Consider the following 16,076-nt stretch of genomic DNA (forward strand, 5'->3'; position numbering starts at 1 on the left):
ACATGGATTGGTTCCCCGAGTTCTTCCGGCCGCACCTCCCGGTCCTGGTCGTCATCCTGCCGCTCTTTGGTGGCTTGCTCGCGCCCTTCACCGCGCTGATCCGCCGCGGCGGCGGCATCTTCGCGTGGCTGTGGACCGCGCTGATCACCGCCGCGGTGTTCGTGTGCGCCACCGTGCTCCTCTACGACGTGCACACGGGCGGCGAGGCCATCACCTACCGCCTGGGCTCGTGGCCCGAGCAGTACGGCATCGGCTACACCGTCGACTCGCTCAACGCCTACGTCATCTTCGTCGTCGCGCTGATCGCCTTTTTGGCCACGATCTACGCCAAGGACAGCGTCATCGACGAGATCGTCATCGACCGCCACCACCTCTTCTATACGGTGTGGATGCTGGCCATCGCCGGCCTGTTGGGCATCACGGTCACCGGCGACACCTTCAACATCTACGTCCTGCTCGAGATCAGCTCGCTGACGGTCTACACGCTCATCGCCATGGGCGGCGAGCGAGACCGGCGAGCCCTCGTCGCCAGCCTCAAGTACCTGGTCCTCGGCAGCATCGGCGCGACCTTCATCCTGCTCGGCATCGGCTACCTGCTGATGCTCACCGGCACGCTGAACATGGCCGACATGCACGCCAAGCTCGTCGAGATGCACCAGGCCGGCGAGCTCGCGGGCAACAAGACGGTGATGGTCAGCTTCGCCTTCTTGATGGTCGGGCTGAGCCTCAAGATGGCGCTCTTCCCCCTGCACCTGTGGCTGCCCAACGCCTACACCTACGCGCCGTCCTCGGTCTCGGCCCTGGTCGCGTCGACGGCGACCAAGGTCGGCGTCTACATGACCTTCCGCTTCGTGTTCACCATCTACGGCGGCGGGGTGTTCGACAGCGGGGAGGACCTGCACTTCCTGGCCCTGTGCGCCAGCGCCGGCATCGTCGTGTCGAGCTTCAGCGCCATCCGCCAGGTCAACGTCAAGCGCGTGCTCGCCTACTCGAGCGTGGGCCAGATCGCCTACATCGTGCTCGGCTTCAGCCTCGCCAACCAAGACGGCGTGACCGCCTCGGTCATCCACATCTTCAACCACGCGGTCATCAAGGGCGGGATGTTCATGGCCATCGGCGCCGTCGCCCTGCGCATGGGCGGGACCTCCGTCGATGACATCAAGGGCATTGGCAAGCGCATGCCGCTGACCGCCGCGGCCTTCACCGTGGGCGGCTGCGGGCTCATCGGCGTGCCGCTGACCGCAGGCTTCGTGTCCAAGTGGTACCTGGTCGTCGGCACCATGCAAGAGGGCTACTGGTACCTCGCCTTCGTGGTCTTGCTCGGCGGCGTGCTCGCGCTCATCTACGTGTGGCGCCTGATCGAGATGATCTGGTTCCACGAACCGGTAGACCCGGACAAGGAGGTCGAAGAGGCCCCGCTGTCGATGCTGATCCCGATGTGGATCCTGATCGGCGCGAGCGTGTTCTTCGGCGTCAACGCCAGCTGGACCGCCGATAGCGCGGCCGCGGCTGCGCGCCTGCTGCTCGCGGGAGGCATGTGATGGACCTGCTGCTCACCACCGTGTTCGACCTGCTCGGCTCCCTGATGGCGGCCGGCCTGCCGACCTGGCAGCTCGACCTGAGCCCGACCGTGGCCGTCGCCGTGCCCCTGGTCGGCGCCTTCCTCATCGCCATGGCCGGCAAGTGGCCGAACCTGCGCGAGGCGACGACCCTGATCACGGCCGCCGCCTTGTTTTGGGTGGTCATCAACCTGACCAACTTCCTCCAGGCCACCCCCGAGGCCGAGCTCTTCGTCGACGTGGTCCCGGGCATGCCCCTGGCCTTCCACCTCGAGCCCCTGGGCATGATCTACGCGCTGATCGCCAGCTCGCTGTGGATCCTCAACTCGATCTACTCGATCGGCTACATGCGGGGGAACGACGAGAAGAACCAGACGCGCTTTTACGTCTGCTTCGCCCTGTCCATCGCCAGCGTCATGGGCATCGCCTTCTCGGCGAACATGTTCACGCTGTTCATCTTCTACGAGGCGCTGAGCCTGGCGACCTTCCCCCTGGTCACCCACAAGGGCACCAAGGAGGCCCTGCGCTCGGGCCGGACCTACCTGGGCATCCTCATGGGCACGAGCGTGTGCCTGATGCTCCCGGCGATGGTCGCCACCTACGTCTACTGCGGGACCCTGGACTTCACCCAGGGCGGAGTGTTCGCCCAGCCGCTGGCGGACGGCGTGCTGACCCCGGCGCTGTTCGGGATCATCTTCGCCATGTACATCTACGGCGTCGGCAAGGCGGCGCTGATGCCCTCGCACCGCTGGCTGCCCGCGGCCATGGTCGCGCCGACGCCCGTCTCGGCCCTGCTCCACGCCGTCGCCGTGGTCAAGGCCGGCGTGTTCTCGGTGCTCAAGATCTCGGTCTATATCATCGGGGTCGACCAGCTGCGGCTCTACGGCCAGGGCGGCTGGCTCGTCTACGTGGCCGGCGGCAGCATCGTCATCGCCAGCTTCATCGCCCTGTTCCAGGACAACCTCAAGCGGCGGCTGGCCTACTCGACGATCTCGCAGCTGTCCTACATCACCCTCGGCGCCGCCCTGCTCTACCCGATCTCTGCGGCCGCCGGCGCGATGCACATCGCGGCCCACGCCTTCGGCAAGATCACCTTGTTCTTCGCGGCGGGCTCCATCTACACCGCCGCGCACAAGACCAAGATCAGCGAGCTCGACGGCATCGGGCGCAAGATGCCGTGGACCATGGGCGCGTTCACCATCGGCACCCTGTCGATGATCGGCCTGCCGCCCACGGGCGGCTTCATCTCCAAGTGGTACCTGATGCGCGGGGCGTGGACGGCCGAGAGCAAGTTCGCCATCGCGGTGCTGTGCACCTCGACCCTGCTCAACGCGGCCTACTTCCTGCCCATCGTCTACCGGGCCTTCTTCAAGGCGCCGCCCGAACCCGAGCACCACGACGATCATGGTGACGGCCACGACGATCATGGTGACGGCCACGACGATCACCACGACCACGGGGAAGCGCCCTGGCCCATCGTCCTCGCCCTGACCTGCACGGCCGCGGCCACGGTGGTCCTGTTCTTCTACCCCAACCTCTTCGCTGGCTACGCCGACATGCTCGCGGAGGCGATGCCGAAATGAAGCTCGAAGATCCCCAGACCATTCGCAAGCTGTGGATCGGCTTTTACGCCGTCCTCGGCCTGCTCGTGCTCCTCGACCCCAAGGCGCTCGAGGCCGTCCACGTGCTCGAGCCCGACCCCCACCACGAGCCCCACTTCGGCGTCGACGGGTGGTTCGAGTTCTACGTCGTCTACGGCTTCCTGACCTGCGTGGCCATGGTCGTGATCAGCAAGAAGGTCATCGGCGCCGTGCTGATGCGACCCGACACCTACTACGACAGCTCGCCCTTGGACCCGATCCGAGACGCCAAGCTGCGGCCCCTCGAGAAGGAGGGCGACCAGTGAACCCGCTGCTCACCGTCCCGCCCGCGACCTACATGCTGATCGGCGCCCTGGTCATCGCGGCGTCGCCCAACAAGCTCTACAAGCCGATCTCGCTGCTCGCGCCGCTGATGACCCTGGCGTGCATCTGGCTGTTCCCCGAGGACCTGCGCCTGGGCTTCGAGTGGCTCGACTACCGGCTGATCGTCGCGCAGTTCAACCTGCCGACCAAGGCCTTCGCCACCATCTTCGCGACCATGGCCTTCGCCGGGGCGCTGTTCGCCTACAACCAGGACCGCAAGGTCGAGCTAGCTGGGGCGATGCTCTACGCCGGCAGCGCGGTCGGGGTGACCTTCGCCGGCGACCTGATCACCTTGTTCCTGTTTTGGGAGGTCATGGCCATCGGCTCGACCCTGGTGATCTGGTCGGCCTTCAACGAGCCCTGGGGCGACGCGGCCCGCAAGGCGGGTCAGCGCTACGTCAACGTCCACCTCGTGGGCGGCGCGATCATGATGGCCGGCATCGCCCTGCACGTCGTCGACACGGGCTCCATCGCCATCCCGCACATGCAGATCGGCGCGTCGATGACCGAGCCGGTGGCGATGATCGGCGCCGACGGCCAGCCCTGGGCCCTGCCCCAGCTCGACAGCCCCGCCGCCTGGCTGATCCTGATCGGCATCCTGATCAACGCTGGCGCCCCGCCCTTTGGCTCGTGGCTGCCCGACGCCTACCCCGAGGCCTCGGCCTCCGGCACGGTGTTCCTGTCGGCGTTCACCACCAAGACCTCGGTCTACGTGCTGATCATCTTGTTCGCGGGCTGCAACCTGCTGGTGTGGGTCGGCGCGCTGATGGCGGTCTACGGCATCGTCTACGCCATCCTCGAGAACGACATGCGGCGAATCCTCGCCTACTCGATCGTCAACCAGGTCGGCTTCATGGTCTGCGCCGTGGGCGTGGGCTCGGCCCTGGCGATCAACGGCGCGACCGCCCACGCCTTCGCCCACATCATCTACAAGGCCCTGCTGCTGATGTCCGCCGGCTCCGTGCTCTACGTGACCGGCAAGCGCAAGTGCACCGACCTGGGCGGCCTCTACAAGGCCATGCCCGTGACCATGTGGTGCGGCATCATCGGCGCCCTGGCCATCTCGGCCGTGCCGCTGACCTCGGGCTTCACGACCAAGTCGATGATCACCGACGCCGCGGCGCACGTGAGCGACTGGGCCCCGATCGTCTACGGCAGCGACGGCGAGGGCGCGTGGGCGACCCTCGGCGGCCTCAACCCGAGCATCGCCTGGTTCGTGCTCGTGGCCGCCTCGGCCGGCGTGTTCCTCCACGCCGGCATCAAGTTCCCGTGGTTCGTGTTCTTCCAAAAGCCCGCCCCCGAGAAGGACGAGCGCGGCTTCAAGGACCCGCCGTGGAACATGCAGGCGGCGATGATCCTGTTCGCCCTCGCCTGCGTCGTGATCGGCCTGCCCCCCGGGCCCGGGCCGCTCTACGACATCCTGCCCTTCAACCCGGGCAACGCGGGCGTCGAGCACTATCACGCCTACAACTACGCGCACGTCATCAATCAGCTGCAGCTGCTGCTCTTCGCCGGGCTGGCCTTCTTCCTGCTGCTGAACATGCTCAAGCGGACCCTGACCATCACCCTCGACGCGGACTGGTTCTACCGCCGCGGGGCCCTACTGCTGTGGCGCTGGATCCTCTACCCGATCCTCCTGGCCATGGAGCCCTTCCACACCGGGCTGATCAGCGGGGTGCCCAAGGCCGCGGCCGAGAACTTCGGCGCCGGCACGGCGGCTGCGGGTGAGGAGCGCACCTACCGGCCCTGGGGCGTGGGTCGCACGGTCTTGCTGCTGACGATCATCTTGTTCGTCCTGCTGATCCTCAATCTGTTCTGAGCCCTCCATGCTTGGGCCGCTGAGGCCCCGCGAGCCCCGCGATGTGATCCAGCTCCGATCACGCCGCGGGGCTCGGTCAAATTTGTCGTGGTCAGGCCAGATCGAGCCGCGATCGGGCCCGTTGCACCCAAGAGTCTGGAGGACCACACATGACCAAGACCTTGCTCCCCCTGTGCGCCGCCCTGCTCCTGCTCCCCACCACGGCCTTCGCGGCCGCTCCCGAAGCCACCACCACCTCCTACGACAACGACGAGGGGGCCACGGTCATCGAGAACAACGAGGGAGGCCGCGAGTTCATCTTCGGTGACGACGACGTCGTCGGCGAGAACCTCAACCCCAACGGCGTGCACATCGCCAGCCGGCGGGGCGTGGCCCACGAAAGCTTCATCACCATCCGACCCCAGTTCGTGCCTGAGCTCATCACCCTGTCCATGGACATCTGAGGCACATCCTTCGTCGAGGCGACTGGCAGCGGCCGCCCGGAATCTCCACACGCCATGGTGGAGGTGCCGGGCGGCTTTTTTGCGTTCACTCGCCCTCGGCCCACGGAGGCTTGCCGTGGGTGTCGTCCCAGGCCGCCGTCAACGCCTCGCCGAAGGGCTCCGAGTCGAAGCACATCGCCCGGCCCTTCCAGTCCGGGTTCGCCTCGGCGTAGCGCCCCTCGACCTCCGCGATGTTCTGGCCGTACTTGCCGTACTGGTACAGCGTCTCCCCCTCGCCGATCTCGAACTCCACCCAGACCTGGTCGATGGTCTTCGTCATCGCGCGCAGCATGTCCTCGACGTACTGCTCCTTGGTCACCGTCTCGGGCAGGGTGCAGGAGTCCTGGTCCATGAACTCCACGTGGGCGAGCACGGCCGCGGCCGTCCCCGGGCGGGTCAGCCACGGCTCGATGGTGTCCTGGCTCGGCTCGACGTAGGCGGGCAGCTCCCCGGGCGGGGGGCCCTTGGCCGCGTCCGGCTCGACTGCTTCGGGCTTGACCGGCTCGGGCTTCGCCTCGGCTTGCTTGGCATCTTCGGCCCCGGAGTCGCAAGCGAGAGAGCCGAGCAGGAGAGCGCTGACAACGACACGAGAGCCACGCACGCGCTCAAATTACACTCTGCGACACCCCGGCCGGTAGCGCGCTGTCCCCGAGGCGCTAATCCTCGTTCTTGAGCTTGCTGCGCGCGCGCCAGTAGCCCTTCTTGGCGTCCTTGCTCGACGGCCGAATGCGCATCGCCTGGCGGTAGGCCGGCGCGGCCTCTTCCCAGCGCTCGAGCCCGGCGAGGGCGTCGGCGCGGTACTTGAGGGCGGCGAACATCTTGGGCTCGTAGACCAGCAGCTCGTCGGCGGTGGCGAGCATGGCCTCGTAGTCCTTGGACCTGCGCTGGTCTCGGGCCAGGGCGCGCAGCGCCTCGAGGAAGTTCTCCCGGGAGCTCTCGTGGTCGGGCCAGATCGCCAGCAGGTCGCGGTAGTCCGAGACGGCCGTCTCCCACTCCTTGGCCTTCGCGGCCTTGCGCGCCTGCGGGCCGAGGATCTTCTCCGCCCCCCGGCGCAGGCGACCGATGGCCTCGTTGCCCGGCTCGGCGATGACGAGGTTGGCGAGCTCGATGGCCAGGCTGCCCTCGGCGGGCTCGCGCCAGTGCTCTTCTTCCAGAGCCTGCTCCGCCCGGGAGACGATGGCCTCGGGCGAGTTGTCGACGGGCGCCCGCGCAGAGCCCGTGTCTCCACCAGCGGTCTCGCCCTCGTCGTCATCCTCGGCCGGGGGCTCCGGCTCCGCGCCGCTGTCGACCTCGGCCGGGGCCGGGCCGTCGCCCTCTCCGGGCACCGCGTCCTCGCCGGCTGTGGTCTCGACGCCGTCCTCGCCGCGCGCCTCGTCTCCGAGGCCCGGGATGAGCTCCGGCCGGATCAGCACGACGAGCAGCAAGACCACGACCGCGCCGATGCCCACCCACATCGCGGGCTTGAGCCAGCCCGCCTTGGGCTCGACCGCGGACTCGGCCGCGAGCGAGCGCGCCGCGGCCTGGTCGTGGACGGTGATGATCGACTCGCGCGAGGACGCCGGCCCGCCCGTCGCGGAGCCGGGGTGGTTGTCCGAGGAGCGCGAGAGCATCTCGGACAGCGAATTCGAATTCTCGCTCGACTCGAAGCGCAGGCTGTCCGCGCTCCCGCTCACCTCGCTGCCCTCGCCCTCGAGGTTCAAGCCCATGACCGCGGCCACGGCCGAGGCCCGCCCTTCGAGGGCCCGGGTCAGCTCGTACTCGACGGCGGTCATCGACTCGGGGCGCTCGTCGAGGTCCCGGGACAAGCAGCGCGCGACGACCTCGGCGAGGGTCGCGGGGACGTCGGGGCGCATCTCGTTGACCGCCGGCGCCGGCCCTGCGCCCTTGCGCATGAGCACGTCGATGGCGTTGCGCCCGACGAAGGGCAAGGTGCCCGTGAGCATCTCGAACAAGATGGTGCCGAGGGCGTAGATGTCGGACTTGACGTTGGCCGGCACGCCCGCGGCCTGCTCCGGCGCCATGTAGTCCGGCGAGCCCATGACCATGCCCGGGGTGGTCTGCGAGGTGCTCGAGCCGTCGACCTGCTTGCAGATGCCGAAGTCGAGCACCTTGACGAAGTCCGGGTCGCCGCCCTTGACCGAGAGCACCACGTTCTCGGACTTGAGGTCGCGGTGGATGATGCCGGCCTCGTGGGCCGCGCTCAGGGCCCGGCAGATCTGCCGGGCGATGTGCACGGTCCGGCGGATCGCCATGGGCCCGGTCTGACGAATGACCCGGCCCAGGTCCGTGCCGTCGAGGAGCTCCATGACGAAGAACACGTCGCCGCTGGCCTCGACGGTGCCGATGTCGATGACGTCGATGATGTTCGGGTGGCCGGTCTGCGTCGCCGCCCGGGCCTCTCGCTTGAAGCGCTCGATGAGCTCGGGGTCGCGGCTGAAGATCTCGTGCAAGACCTTGAGGGCGTAGGTCTTGCCGAGATCCTGGTGGGTGACGGCGTAGACCGCCCCCATGCCGCCGACGCCCAGGAGGCGATCGATGCGGTAGCGATCGTTGACGACCTGGCCGACGCGCTCGCGCGCCGCGGCGGCGAGCTCCTTGGCCGAGGGCCCGCCGTTCCACGCCCGCCCGCTGTCGGTCCGCCCGCGGCCGTCGATCTCGTCTTCGAGCTCGAGCTTGCCCGAGGGATGGGCCCGCTCACCGATCTGCCCTGCGGCCGCCGCCAGGGCGTCGGAGCGCTCCCGGGCGACCCGAGCCGCCGCCGCGTCGAGCTCGATGGCGTCGCTGATGCTCATGGACTCCGAGGGGCTCAGCTGGGCCTGGGCGCGGATCGGCGAGAAGTCCTCGCGGGTGTAGCTTGCGTAGTCCTGGGCCTCGAGCTTGAACTCGCGGGCGAAGATGTCGCGCATGAACGCCGCGACGCTGTCGACGTCGCTGCTCGAGTAGCGGAGGTTGAGCACCTCCGAGAGCGCGCGCTTGAACTCGCCCGCGGTCTGGAAGCGCTCCTCTCGCTCGACGGCGAGGGCCTGGAGCACGACCCCGTCGAGGCCGTCGGGGATCCCGGGGACGAGCTCCGAGGGCGCGCGGATCTTGGGGTTGCGGAGCTCTCGCAGCGCGGCCGCTCCGACCGCGGCGTGGCGCTCGGCGGGGAACAGCTGGCGGCCGGTCAGCATCTCCCACAGCACGATGCCCGTGGCGTAGATGTCCGTGCGGCGGTCGGCCGGCAGGCCCCGAGCCTGCTCCGGAGACAGGTAGCTGTAGCGCCCGAACACCACGCCCGGGTTGGTCAGCTCGCGCTTGATCGCGTGGCTCGCCAGGCCGAAGTCGGTGATCTTGGTCTGCCCGTGGTAGCTGACCATGATGTTCGGCGGCGAGATGTCGCGGTGGACCAGGTCCAGACTCATCGCGTCGTGAACGTAGTCCAGGCCGCGGCATAGATCGCGGATGACGTAGATCGCGAAGTCGACGGGGATGCGTCGGCGGAGCTGGGCGCAGCGGTTCCACACCGCGCGCAGGTCCTTGCCCTCGACGAGCTCCATCGCGAGGTAGTGCTCCTCGCGGACACGGCCGGCGTCGAAGACCTGGACGAGGTTGGCGTGGTTGAGGCGAACGACGACCTTGGCCTCGTCGAGGAAGCGGCGGCGAACGCCGTCGTCCTCGAGCTCGGTCAGCACCTTCTTGACCACGCACAATTTCTCGAAGCCGCCGGTCTCGCCGGCGGCCGCGAGGAAGAGCTCGCCCATGCCACCGCGAGCCATCGGTCGCAGCAGCACATACTTCCCGAATACCTGTGGAAACGCGCCGGCACTTCCGGCTTGCGCATCCCGAGGCTCGGCGGAGGAGGCCACGGAGGCATGGTACCAACGCTCAGGCCGCGCGCCGTGCAGTCTTTGTGCCGGCCCCACAGACCAGTCAACGTGAGCGATTTCGGGATCGAGGCCGATCTCCGTCCGCAAGATCCGCGCTCGGGCCTGGCGCCCTGCCCCAATCCGGCTCTTCTCGGTAGGGTCGTGGACGACGCCACGCCCTCCCTGCCCCACGTCCACGACTCAGCGGCAGCGCCACTCGAGGTCAGCCTTGACCGCTCCAGAGCCCTCTGGATCCGATAGGTCCAACTCGACGGCGCCCCCGCCCTGCCCCTCCTGCCCGCTCAAGCGCAGCGTGTAGGTCTCGGGCACCACCCCCAGGCCCACCACGCGACCCCGCGCGTCGCTGCGCGCCCCTGCGAAGGGTCCCCCGTCGATGCGCACGCCGACGCAGGGCGAGCCTTCGGGGTCGAGGATCTCCAGCTCCACGCGCTCGATGGACGCGACCCGCTCGGAGCTCAACACCAGCTCCTCGCCGCCGCGGCCGCGGGCCGTCGCCAGCTCGATGCCGTCACGAACGGCGCGAAGCTCGTAGAGCCCCTCCCCCAGGGAAGACATGGAGAATGAGCCATCTTCCTCGACCCGAGCGGCGTGAGTCTCGAGGGCGCGATCGACCCCCAGCGCCAGGACTCGGGTGCGGGCCGCGAAGGCGCGTCCGTCCGCGTCGACGACCCGGCCACGCAGGGGATCCGCCGGCGGCCCGAGGACGATCTCTCGCGCCTCGCCGCCGAGCTCGGAAGGCCGAAGCTCCTGGCTGAAGGGGGCGTGGCCTGGGCTCTGGACCAAAAGGTGCATCACGCCCTCGGGATCGCGCTCGGGGCAGGTCGCCATGCAGCGATCGCAGGGGCTCGGCGCCGCCACGGCGAGGGAGAAGTGACCGTCGGCGTCGGTCCCCGCGCGGAGCAGCCCATCGCCGGGCTCGACGCGGACCAAGGCCTGCGCCGCCGCGATGGGCACGCCGTGTTCGTCGAGCACCCGCGCGTCCAGCCGAGGCGCCCAGGCTCCGCGCCACTGCCCCGTCCAACCGCCGGCCTCGACCTCCCACGCCTGCGGCTGGGCGACGCGGGGATGGAGCAGGCGCAAGCACGCGCTGGCCGAGCACTCGGGCCCGAGGAAGCGGCCGTCCTCGTCGAGAGAGACGCGGCTCGTCTCGCCGTCGACGCAGACGATGTCGAGGGCGCCAGTGCCCAGGGGAGCCCCGTCGCCATCGAGCACCTGGCCTGCGATCGCCCGGGGCGACTCCGCGTCGGGAGCAGCTCGCCCCGCCCCCTTCGACGGGCTCGCGGGGCGCTGCCCCGAGACCGAGCCCCTTTGGCCTGGAACGCTGTCCATGGCTTCGACTCGCCGCTCCTCGGGGCGAAGCGCGAGCCCGATCAACACCCCCGCGAGGGCCAGCGCCCCGACGAACCAGGGCAGCCAACTCGGGCGCCCCTGCCCTCGGCTCACAGCGCCGCCATGACGGACTCTGCGAAGCCCGCCGCGTCCGCGAGCACCGACTCGATCAAGGCGTCGACCGCCGTCTGCTCCTGCGCCGCGACCTCGGCCTCATCCAAGCCAGGGCGTCCAGCGGCCAGGGCGTAGACCTTGATCTTGGGCTCGGTGCCGCTCGGCCGGAACACCAGGCGACAGCGCCGGCCCTCCCCCTCGAGTTCGTAGACGAGCACGTTGCCCGGCAGGTCGCGGGTGGTCGAGCCCGCGTCTCGGGGCGCGCTGCGATCGACGGCCGAGCGGACCTCGAGCCCGGCGAAGGCCGTCGGCGGCTCGGCGCGGAGGCGATCCATGACCGCCGCGATCGCCCGACGCCCGGCCATCCCGTGGGCGTAGAGGTTGGCGGTCTTCTCTTTGTGGTAGCCGTGCTCGGCCCAGATCGCGGCGAGGTGCTCGAACAGCGTCCGGCCCGCGGCCTTGTCCGCGGCCGCGCACTCGGTCAGCAACAGGGCCGCGATCGCCCCGTCCTTGTCGCGGATCTCGTTGCCGCGCAGGTAGCCGTGGCTCTCCTCGCAAGCGAACACCAGCGGCCGCGCGTCGGCCTCGGCCTGGGCGCCCGCGTGGTGCTTGAAGCCGACGAGTAGATCGTCGACGGCCTCGACCTCGCTGGCCCGAGCCAGGCGCGCGACGAGGGGCGAGGTCACCAGCGTCGTCAGCACCCGACCGTCGCCGAGCTCGGCCGCGCTGGCCTTGGACAGGCCCCCCAGCAGGTGGTCGAGCATCAACACGCCGAGGCGGTTGCCGTCGATGAAGCGGTACTCGCCGGCGGCGTCGCGGACCATGGCGCCGACACGATCGGCGTCGGGATCGGTCGCCAGGACGAGATCCGCCCCGTGCTCCCGGGCGACCTTCAGCGCCTCCTCGAAGGCCTTGGGCTGCTCCGGGTTGGCGCTGCGCAGGGTCTCGAAGCGACCCTCGTCGGGGAGCTGCGAGGCCACGCCGATCGCCTCGATGCCCCGGGCGCGCAGCACCGGCACCACCGAAGACTGCCCGACGCCGTGGAAGGCCGAGTAGACGACCTTCAGGCCGCTGTCGCCGAGGGACGCCGGGCCCACGCCCTGGGCGAGGACGTAGCCGTGGTAGGGGCCGTCGGCGCGCGTCTCCAGATCGTCCCCGGCGATGCGCTCGACGCCCTCGGGCAGCGCTCCGCCGAGCAGCGCGTCGAGGTCGATGGCCGGCAGCGCGCTCGGGTCCTCACCCGCAGCCACGATCGCGGTCATCAGCTTGGCGTCGCGCTGGCCCAGGACCTGGGCGCCGTCGGGGCCGTAGATCTTGATGCCGTTGTCCGTCGGCGGGTTGTGGCTGGCCGAGATCACGACGCCCGCGCCGCAGCCCCAGACCCGCGCCAGGTAGGACAGCTGCGGGGTCGGCCGGGGCGCGTCGACGAGGGTCACCGCCAGCCCCTCGGCCTGCAGCGCCGCGGCGACGACGAGGGCGAAGCGCCGGCTGCTCTCGCGGGTGTCGTAGACCACCGCGACCTTCCGGGAGTCGCTGCCCCAAGCCGGATCGCCCATGGCGACCGCCAGCCCCCGAGCAGTCTCGCGCATGAGCGCCGCGTTGACCCGATTGGGGCCCGCGCCGCAGGGGCCTCGGCGGCCACCTGTACCAATGGGCAAAGGCCCCGAGAAGGCGTCCTCGAGCTCGGCGCTCGCTACGCCGCGCGCCTCTTCGCCTGCTCGGCCTAGGGCCTGCGCGACCGTCTCCTCCAACTGCGCGCGCACGTCGGCGTAGCTGGGCTCGGTCAACCAGCGCGCGATGGCGTCTCGGATCCCACCATCGATGGCGAGATCGGGCAGCGCCTCGATGAGCGACTGAGACGAGTTTTGACCCTCCGCTTGGTCCGACACGACTGAAATCTTACCTGGAGGCGGGGCGTTGGCCGACCATCGAGGCCCACAAAGCACCGGCGTGCGTCCATATTTTGTGGAACACTCGTAGAACCAGCGCGTCCTCACGTGCGACCCGAGCCCCTCGCTCGTCCTCGCACCAACCCGCCGTCACCCGGCCGGCCGCACCCCACGGTCAGAAAGGGCAGATCCCGTGAACGAGAGCCTTCCTCGCGGCAACGCCAGCGCCTCCACCATGCGCACCCTCTGGCGTCGCCTCCGACCCTTCGTCCGCCGTGACCTCCGGGGCCGGTTGATCTCCGCAGCCATCGCCGCTGTCGTGATCGCCGGCCTTTCCTGGTTTGGTATCGCGGCCTTTACACACCTCGACTCCTCCGCCGCTCAGGCCGTCCGCGTCCAGCTGGGCCTCGAGCACGAGAAGGCCATCTGCTCCGACGACGACGACACGCCGGACTGCGCCTACGACGACCGCGCCCAGGCCGAGGTCGATCGCCAGTGGAGCCAGGATCTGCGCATCCGGGCCGCCGTCCTTCAAGAGCTGGACCTGCGCATCGACGCGACCCTCGACAACCTGACCGAGGCCGAGGCCCTGCTCGCGCGGCAGAACTTCAACTACGTCAACCAAAAGGTCGCCGGCGGGGACCCCAAGCTCACCGAGCTGCTCACCCTGCCCGAGCTCTCGCCCCTCCCGGAGCTCTACTACTACGTGGACGGCCGGGGCTACGGCGACCTGCACGAGCTCGCGACCTGGAGCCCGTCCGGCGTCCGCGACCTCGAGGACATGAACGACTCCGTGCTCGGCGGCATCGCCGAGGTGCGCCGGGAGCTGAGCCGCTACCAGGGCCTCATCGCCTCGCAGCGCAGCCGCGACGCCGCCGATGATCCCCAGGTCTCCGACGTGTTCATCGACCGCCGCTCGGCCATGCTCGACGTCCGCGTCCGGGCCGAGCACTTCCAGATGAGCACCGAGGCTCAGAACTGGTTCCGGGACGGCCGCGCCGAGGACATGAGCCGCTCGGCCTTCAACCTCGCCGAGGCCTACCCCGCCGAGTTCTCCTCGGCCTTGCTCTCGGCCAACAAGACCTGGGAGGGCGGCTGGGACTCGCCCCGCTGGGAGCCCCGGCACAAGCCCACCGAGCGCTACCGTTCGCCGATCACCGACGAGCAGCGCTACGAGCTCACCGGCACGCTGCTCTTCGTCGTCGCGTGCATCGTGTTCCTGGTCGTCGCGCCCATCGTGACCGCGACCGCCACGGCCCGCGAGCGCGAGGCCGGCACCCTCCCGGTGCTGCGCATGACCGGCATGCGGGCTGGCGACCTGGCCCTGGCCATGGCCATCGGCCCCAACGTGTTCGCGCTCATCCTCGGCGGCTCGCTGCTGGGCACGGGCACCTTGCTGCTCGCCATGTCGGGTCACGCCTGTGACCTGCTGCTGCCCCTGGGCCTGCTCGGGGTGCTGACCGCGGCCACCGTGCTGACCGCCATCGGCCTGGGCGACGCCCTGGGTCAGCGGGTCAACGCGATGATCGTCGGCGGCCTCGTCGGCGTCGGCATCGTCATCCCGGGCCTGCTCGGCTCGGCGCTCGCGGCCCTCAACGTCGCCGACACCGGCCTGCTGCTCGGCCCCGTGCCCGCGCTCGTCGCCACCGTGACCCGCTTCGGCGACATCCACGGCCTCGGCCTCGAGCTCAGCGGCGAGCTGACCAAGACCATGCTCGCCTACTCCGTCGCCCTGCAGGTCGGCCTCGGCCTGGCTTGCCTGGGCTCGTGGCGGCGCCGCGTGGAGCAAGGCTGGGCCCCGCTGTTCCGGCCCCAGGAGGGCGTCCTCCTGGCCCTGGGCAGCATCGGCTGCAGCGCCCTGACCCTGCTCGACATGACGGGGCACCACGACACCCAGGACTTCAACGCGCTCAACCTGCTGACCTTCCTGTCGAGCGTGTTCCTCCTGCCGGTGCTCGCCTGGCTGCTCGTCGCCAGCTTGCGCCGCCCTGCCCGCGCTCGCGCGGTGGCCGACTACGTCGAGGCGCGCCTGGCCTTCATGCGCTTCCAGGGCTTCGTGGTCACCGCCGCGATGCTCGTGGGCCTGACCTACGGCCTGATCATGCGCGGCGCGGGCCTGGGCTCGGACAACGCCGAGCTGATGTGGGCGACCCTCGCCCAGATGCTGCTCGTCGCCGAGACCGGCGTGGCCGCCCTTTTGTGGGCCTCTCGCCGGCGCGAGGGCAAGATGCGGGTCGCCTTCGTGGGCGGCGCGGCGGTCATCATGCAGCTGCTCGCGGTCGTGGGCACCTACGGCCTCGAGGTCCAGCACGTCGCCGTGACCAACGGCGCCGCCATGCCGCTGCTGGCCAACGCCGACGTCTCGCCCTACTGGACGGCCTTCCTGATCCTGTGCTGGGCCATCGGCCTGGCCCTGGTCCTGACCGCGCTGATGCGGCGCAAGGACGAGGTCGAGGTGATGGTCGCGCCCGACGAGGACGACGACGAGGACGACGACGACTACGGCATGCCCGGTCGCCGCCTGCTCCACTGAGCCAGAGCCTCAACGGCGAGAGGGGCGTCGCACGACCGTGCGCGCCCCTCTTTCTTTGGTTGTCGAGCTGGCCCTCGACGCGAGAGGGGCGTCGCACTGCCGTGCGCGCCCCTCTTCTCTGGTCGAGCGAGAGCTGCGATCAAGCGCAGCAAAAGCGCAGCTCGACCAGACCCTCGGGGGCCTCGCTGGCTTGCATCGGGAGCTCGGCCACGACGTCGGAGCCCGGCTCGAGCTCGGACTGGGGAATGTCGATGAGCTCGATGGTCATGTCGGGGCCGTGGTGGATCCAGCGCTGCTCACGGGCGCTCAGCCGCCGACGCTCGACCGAGAAGCCGTCGCACTCGAGGTTGAGGAAGCCGGCCTTCTCGACGGGGTGGGTGGTGGCGTGGATCGACACGTACATGGCCATGGCGACTTGCTTATCTACCGAGTTTGGCTCGAAGGCAAATAGATGGCTGAAATGAGTTGGAGTGTGTTGATGGTGTGGCGGGGACTGTGTCCTTTACGGATCGCTACGCGAC

At 69.6% G+C, this 16,076-nt stretch carries 11 protein-coding genes; 6 read left to right on the forward strand and 5 right to left on the reverse strand.

Annotated elements, in window-relative coordinates; genetic code table 11:
* Positions 1–2: 2 nt before the first annotated feature.
* The 5 genes from PPSIR1_RS16835 (at position 3) to PPSIR1_RS16855 (ending at position 5,785) form a co-directional block, all read left to right on the forward strand.
* Positions 3–1,541, forward strand: a complete 1,539-nt coding sequence (locus PPSIR1_RS16835; protein ID WP_006972304.1) for a monovalent cation/H+ antiporter subunit D family protein — start codon at positions 3–5, stop codon at positions 1,539–1,541.
* On the forward strand, positions 1,541–3,142 hold the full coding sequence (locus PPSIR1_RS16840; protein WP_006972305.1) for a monovalent cation/H+ antiporter subunit D family protein: 1,602 nt from the start codon (positions 1,541–1,543) through the stop codon (positions 3,140–3,142). Before PPSIR1_RS16835 ends, PPSIR1_RS16840 begins: the two co-directional genes overlap by 1 nt.
* Complete coding sequence (locus PPSIR1_RS16845; RefSeq protein ID WP_006972306.1) at positions 3,139–3,465, forward strand: hypothetical protein; 327 nt, start codon at positions 3,139–3,141, stop codon at positions 3,463–3,465. Before PPSIR1_RS16840 ends, PPSIR1_RS16845 begins: the two co-directional genes overlap by 4 nt.
* A complete protein-coding gene (locus tag PPSIR1_RS16850) occupies positions 3,462–5,342 on the forward strand; it encodes a Na(+)/H(+) antiporter subunit D (RefSeq protein ID WP_006972307.1) in 1,881 nt (626 codons plus the stop codon). Before PPSIR1_RS16845 ends, PPSIR1_RS16850 begins: the two co-directional genes overlap by 4 nt.
* 149 nt (positions 5,343–5,491) lie before the next feature.
* Positions 5,492–5,785 (forward strand): hypothetical protein, encoded by a 294-nt coding sequence (locus PPSIR1_RS16855; RefSeq protein ID WP_006972308.1) that lies wholly within the window; start codon positions 5,492–5,494, stop codon positions 5,783–5,785.
* An 85-nt stretch (positions 5,786–5,870) separates the two neighbouring features.
* Here the strand turns inward: PPSIR1_RS16855 and PPSIR1_RS16860 are convergent, their stop codons facing one another.
* From PPSIR1_RS16860 to PPSIR1_RS16880, 4 genes are all read right to left on the reverse strand, one after another.
* Positions 5,871–6,425 carry a hypothetical protein gene (locus tag PPSIR1_RS16860; RefSeq protein ID WP_006972309.1) on the reverse strand — a complete coding sequence of 185 codons (555 nt, stop codon included), beginning with the start codon at positions 6,423–6,425 and terminating at the stop codon, positions 5,871–5,873.
* Between the two features lie 55 nt (positions 6,426–6,480).
* Positions 6,481–9,579: a serine/threonine-protein kinase gene (locus PPSIR1_RS42985; RefSeq protein ID WP_157595641.1), complete on the reverse strand. Its 3,099-nt coding sequence runs from the start codon at positions 9,577–9,579 to the stop codon at positions 6,481–6,483.
* 291 nt (positions 9,580–9,870) lie between these two features.
* A complete protein-coding gene (locus PPSIR1_RS16875; RefSeq protein ID WP_006972311.1) occupies positions 9,871–10,902 on the reverse strand; it encodes a carboxypeptidase-like regulatory domain-containing protein in 1,032 nt (343 codons plus the stop codon).
* Positions 10,903–11,129: 227 nt separating this feature from the next.
* Complete coding sequence (locus tag PPSIR1_RS16880; protein WP_006972312.1) at positions 11,130–13,022, reverse strand: phospho-sugar mutase; 1,893 nt, start codon at positions 13,020–13,022, stop codon at positions 11,130–11,132.
* A 319-nt stretch (positions 13,023–13,341) separates the two neighbouring features.
* Between PPSIR1_RS16880 and PPSIR1_RS16885 the strand changes: the two genes are divergently transcribed.
* Positions 13,342–15,555 (forward strand): hypothetical protein, encoded by a 2,214-nt coding sequence (locus PPSIR1_RS16885; protein ID WP_157595642.1) that lies wholly within the window; start codon positions 13,342–13,344, stop codon positions 15,553–15,555.
* A gap of 139 nt (positions 15,556–15,694) precedes the next feature.
* Here PPSIR1_RS16885 and PPSIR1_RS16890 read toward each other — a convergent pair whose 3' ends face one another.
* On the reverse strand, positions 15,695–15,964 hold the full coding sequence (locus PPSIR1_RS16890; RefSeq protein WP_006972314.1) for a hypothetical protein: 270 nt from the start codon (positions 15,962–15,964) through the stop codon (positions 15,695–15,697).
* Between the last annotated feature and the right edge of the window lie 112 nt (positions 15,965–16,076).

Source organism: Plesiocystis pacifica SIR-1 (assembly GCF_000170895.1).
In the GTDB taxonomy this organism is placed as follows: domain Bacteria; phylum Myxococcota_A; class Polyangia; order Nannocystales; family Nannocystaceae; genus Plesiocystis; species Plesiocystis pacifica.

What these genes read in the sequence shown, in the direction of transcription:
- PPSIR1_RS16835 (WP_006972304.1), top strand. Translation starts at nt 3, where the DNA reads ATGGATTGGTTCCCCGAGTTCTTCCGGCCGCACCTCCCGGTCCTGGTC.
- PPSIR1_RS16855 (WP_006972308.1), top strand. Translation starts at nt 5,492, where the DNA reads ATGACCAAGACCTTGCTCCCCCTGTGCGCCGCCCTGCTCCTGCTCCCC.
- PPSIR1_RS16890 (WP_006972314.1), bottom strand. Translation starts at nt 15,964, where the DNA reads ATGGCCATGTACGTGTCGATCCACGCCACCACCCACCCCGTCGAGAAG.
- PPSIR1_RS16845 (WP_006972306.1), top strand. Translation starts at nt 3,139, where the DNA reads ATGAAGCTCGAAGATCCCCAGACCATTCGCAAGCTGTGGATCGGCTTT.
- PPSIR1_RS16840 (WP_006972305.1), top strand. Translation starts at nt 1,541, where the DNA reads ATGGACCTGCTGCTCACCACCGTGTTCGACCTGCTCGGCTCCCTGATG.
- PPSIR1_RS42985 (WP_157595641.1), bottom strand. Translation starts at nt 9,579, where the DNA reads ATGGCTCGCGGTGGCATGGGCGAGCTCTTCCTCGCGGCCGCCGGCGAG.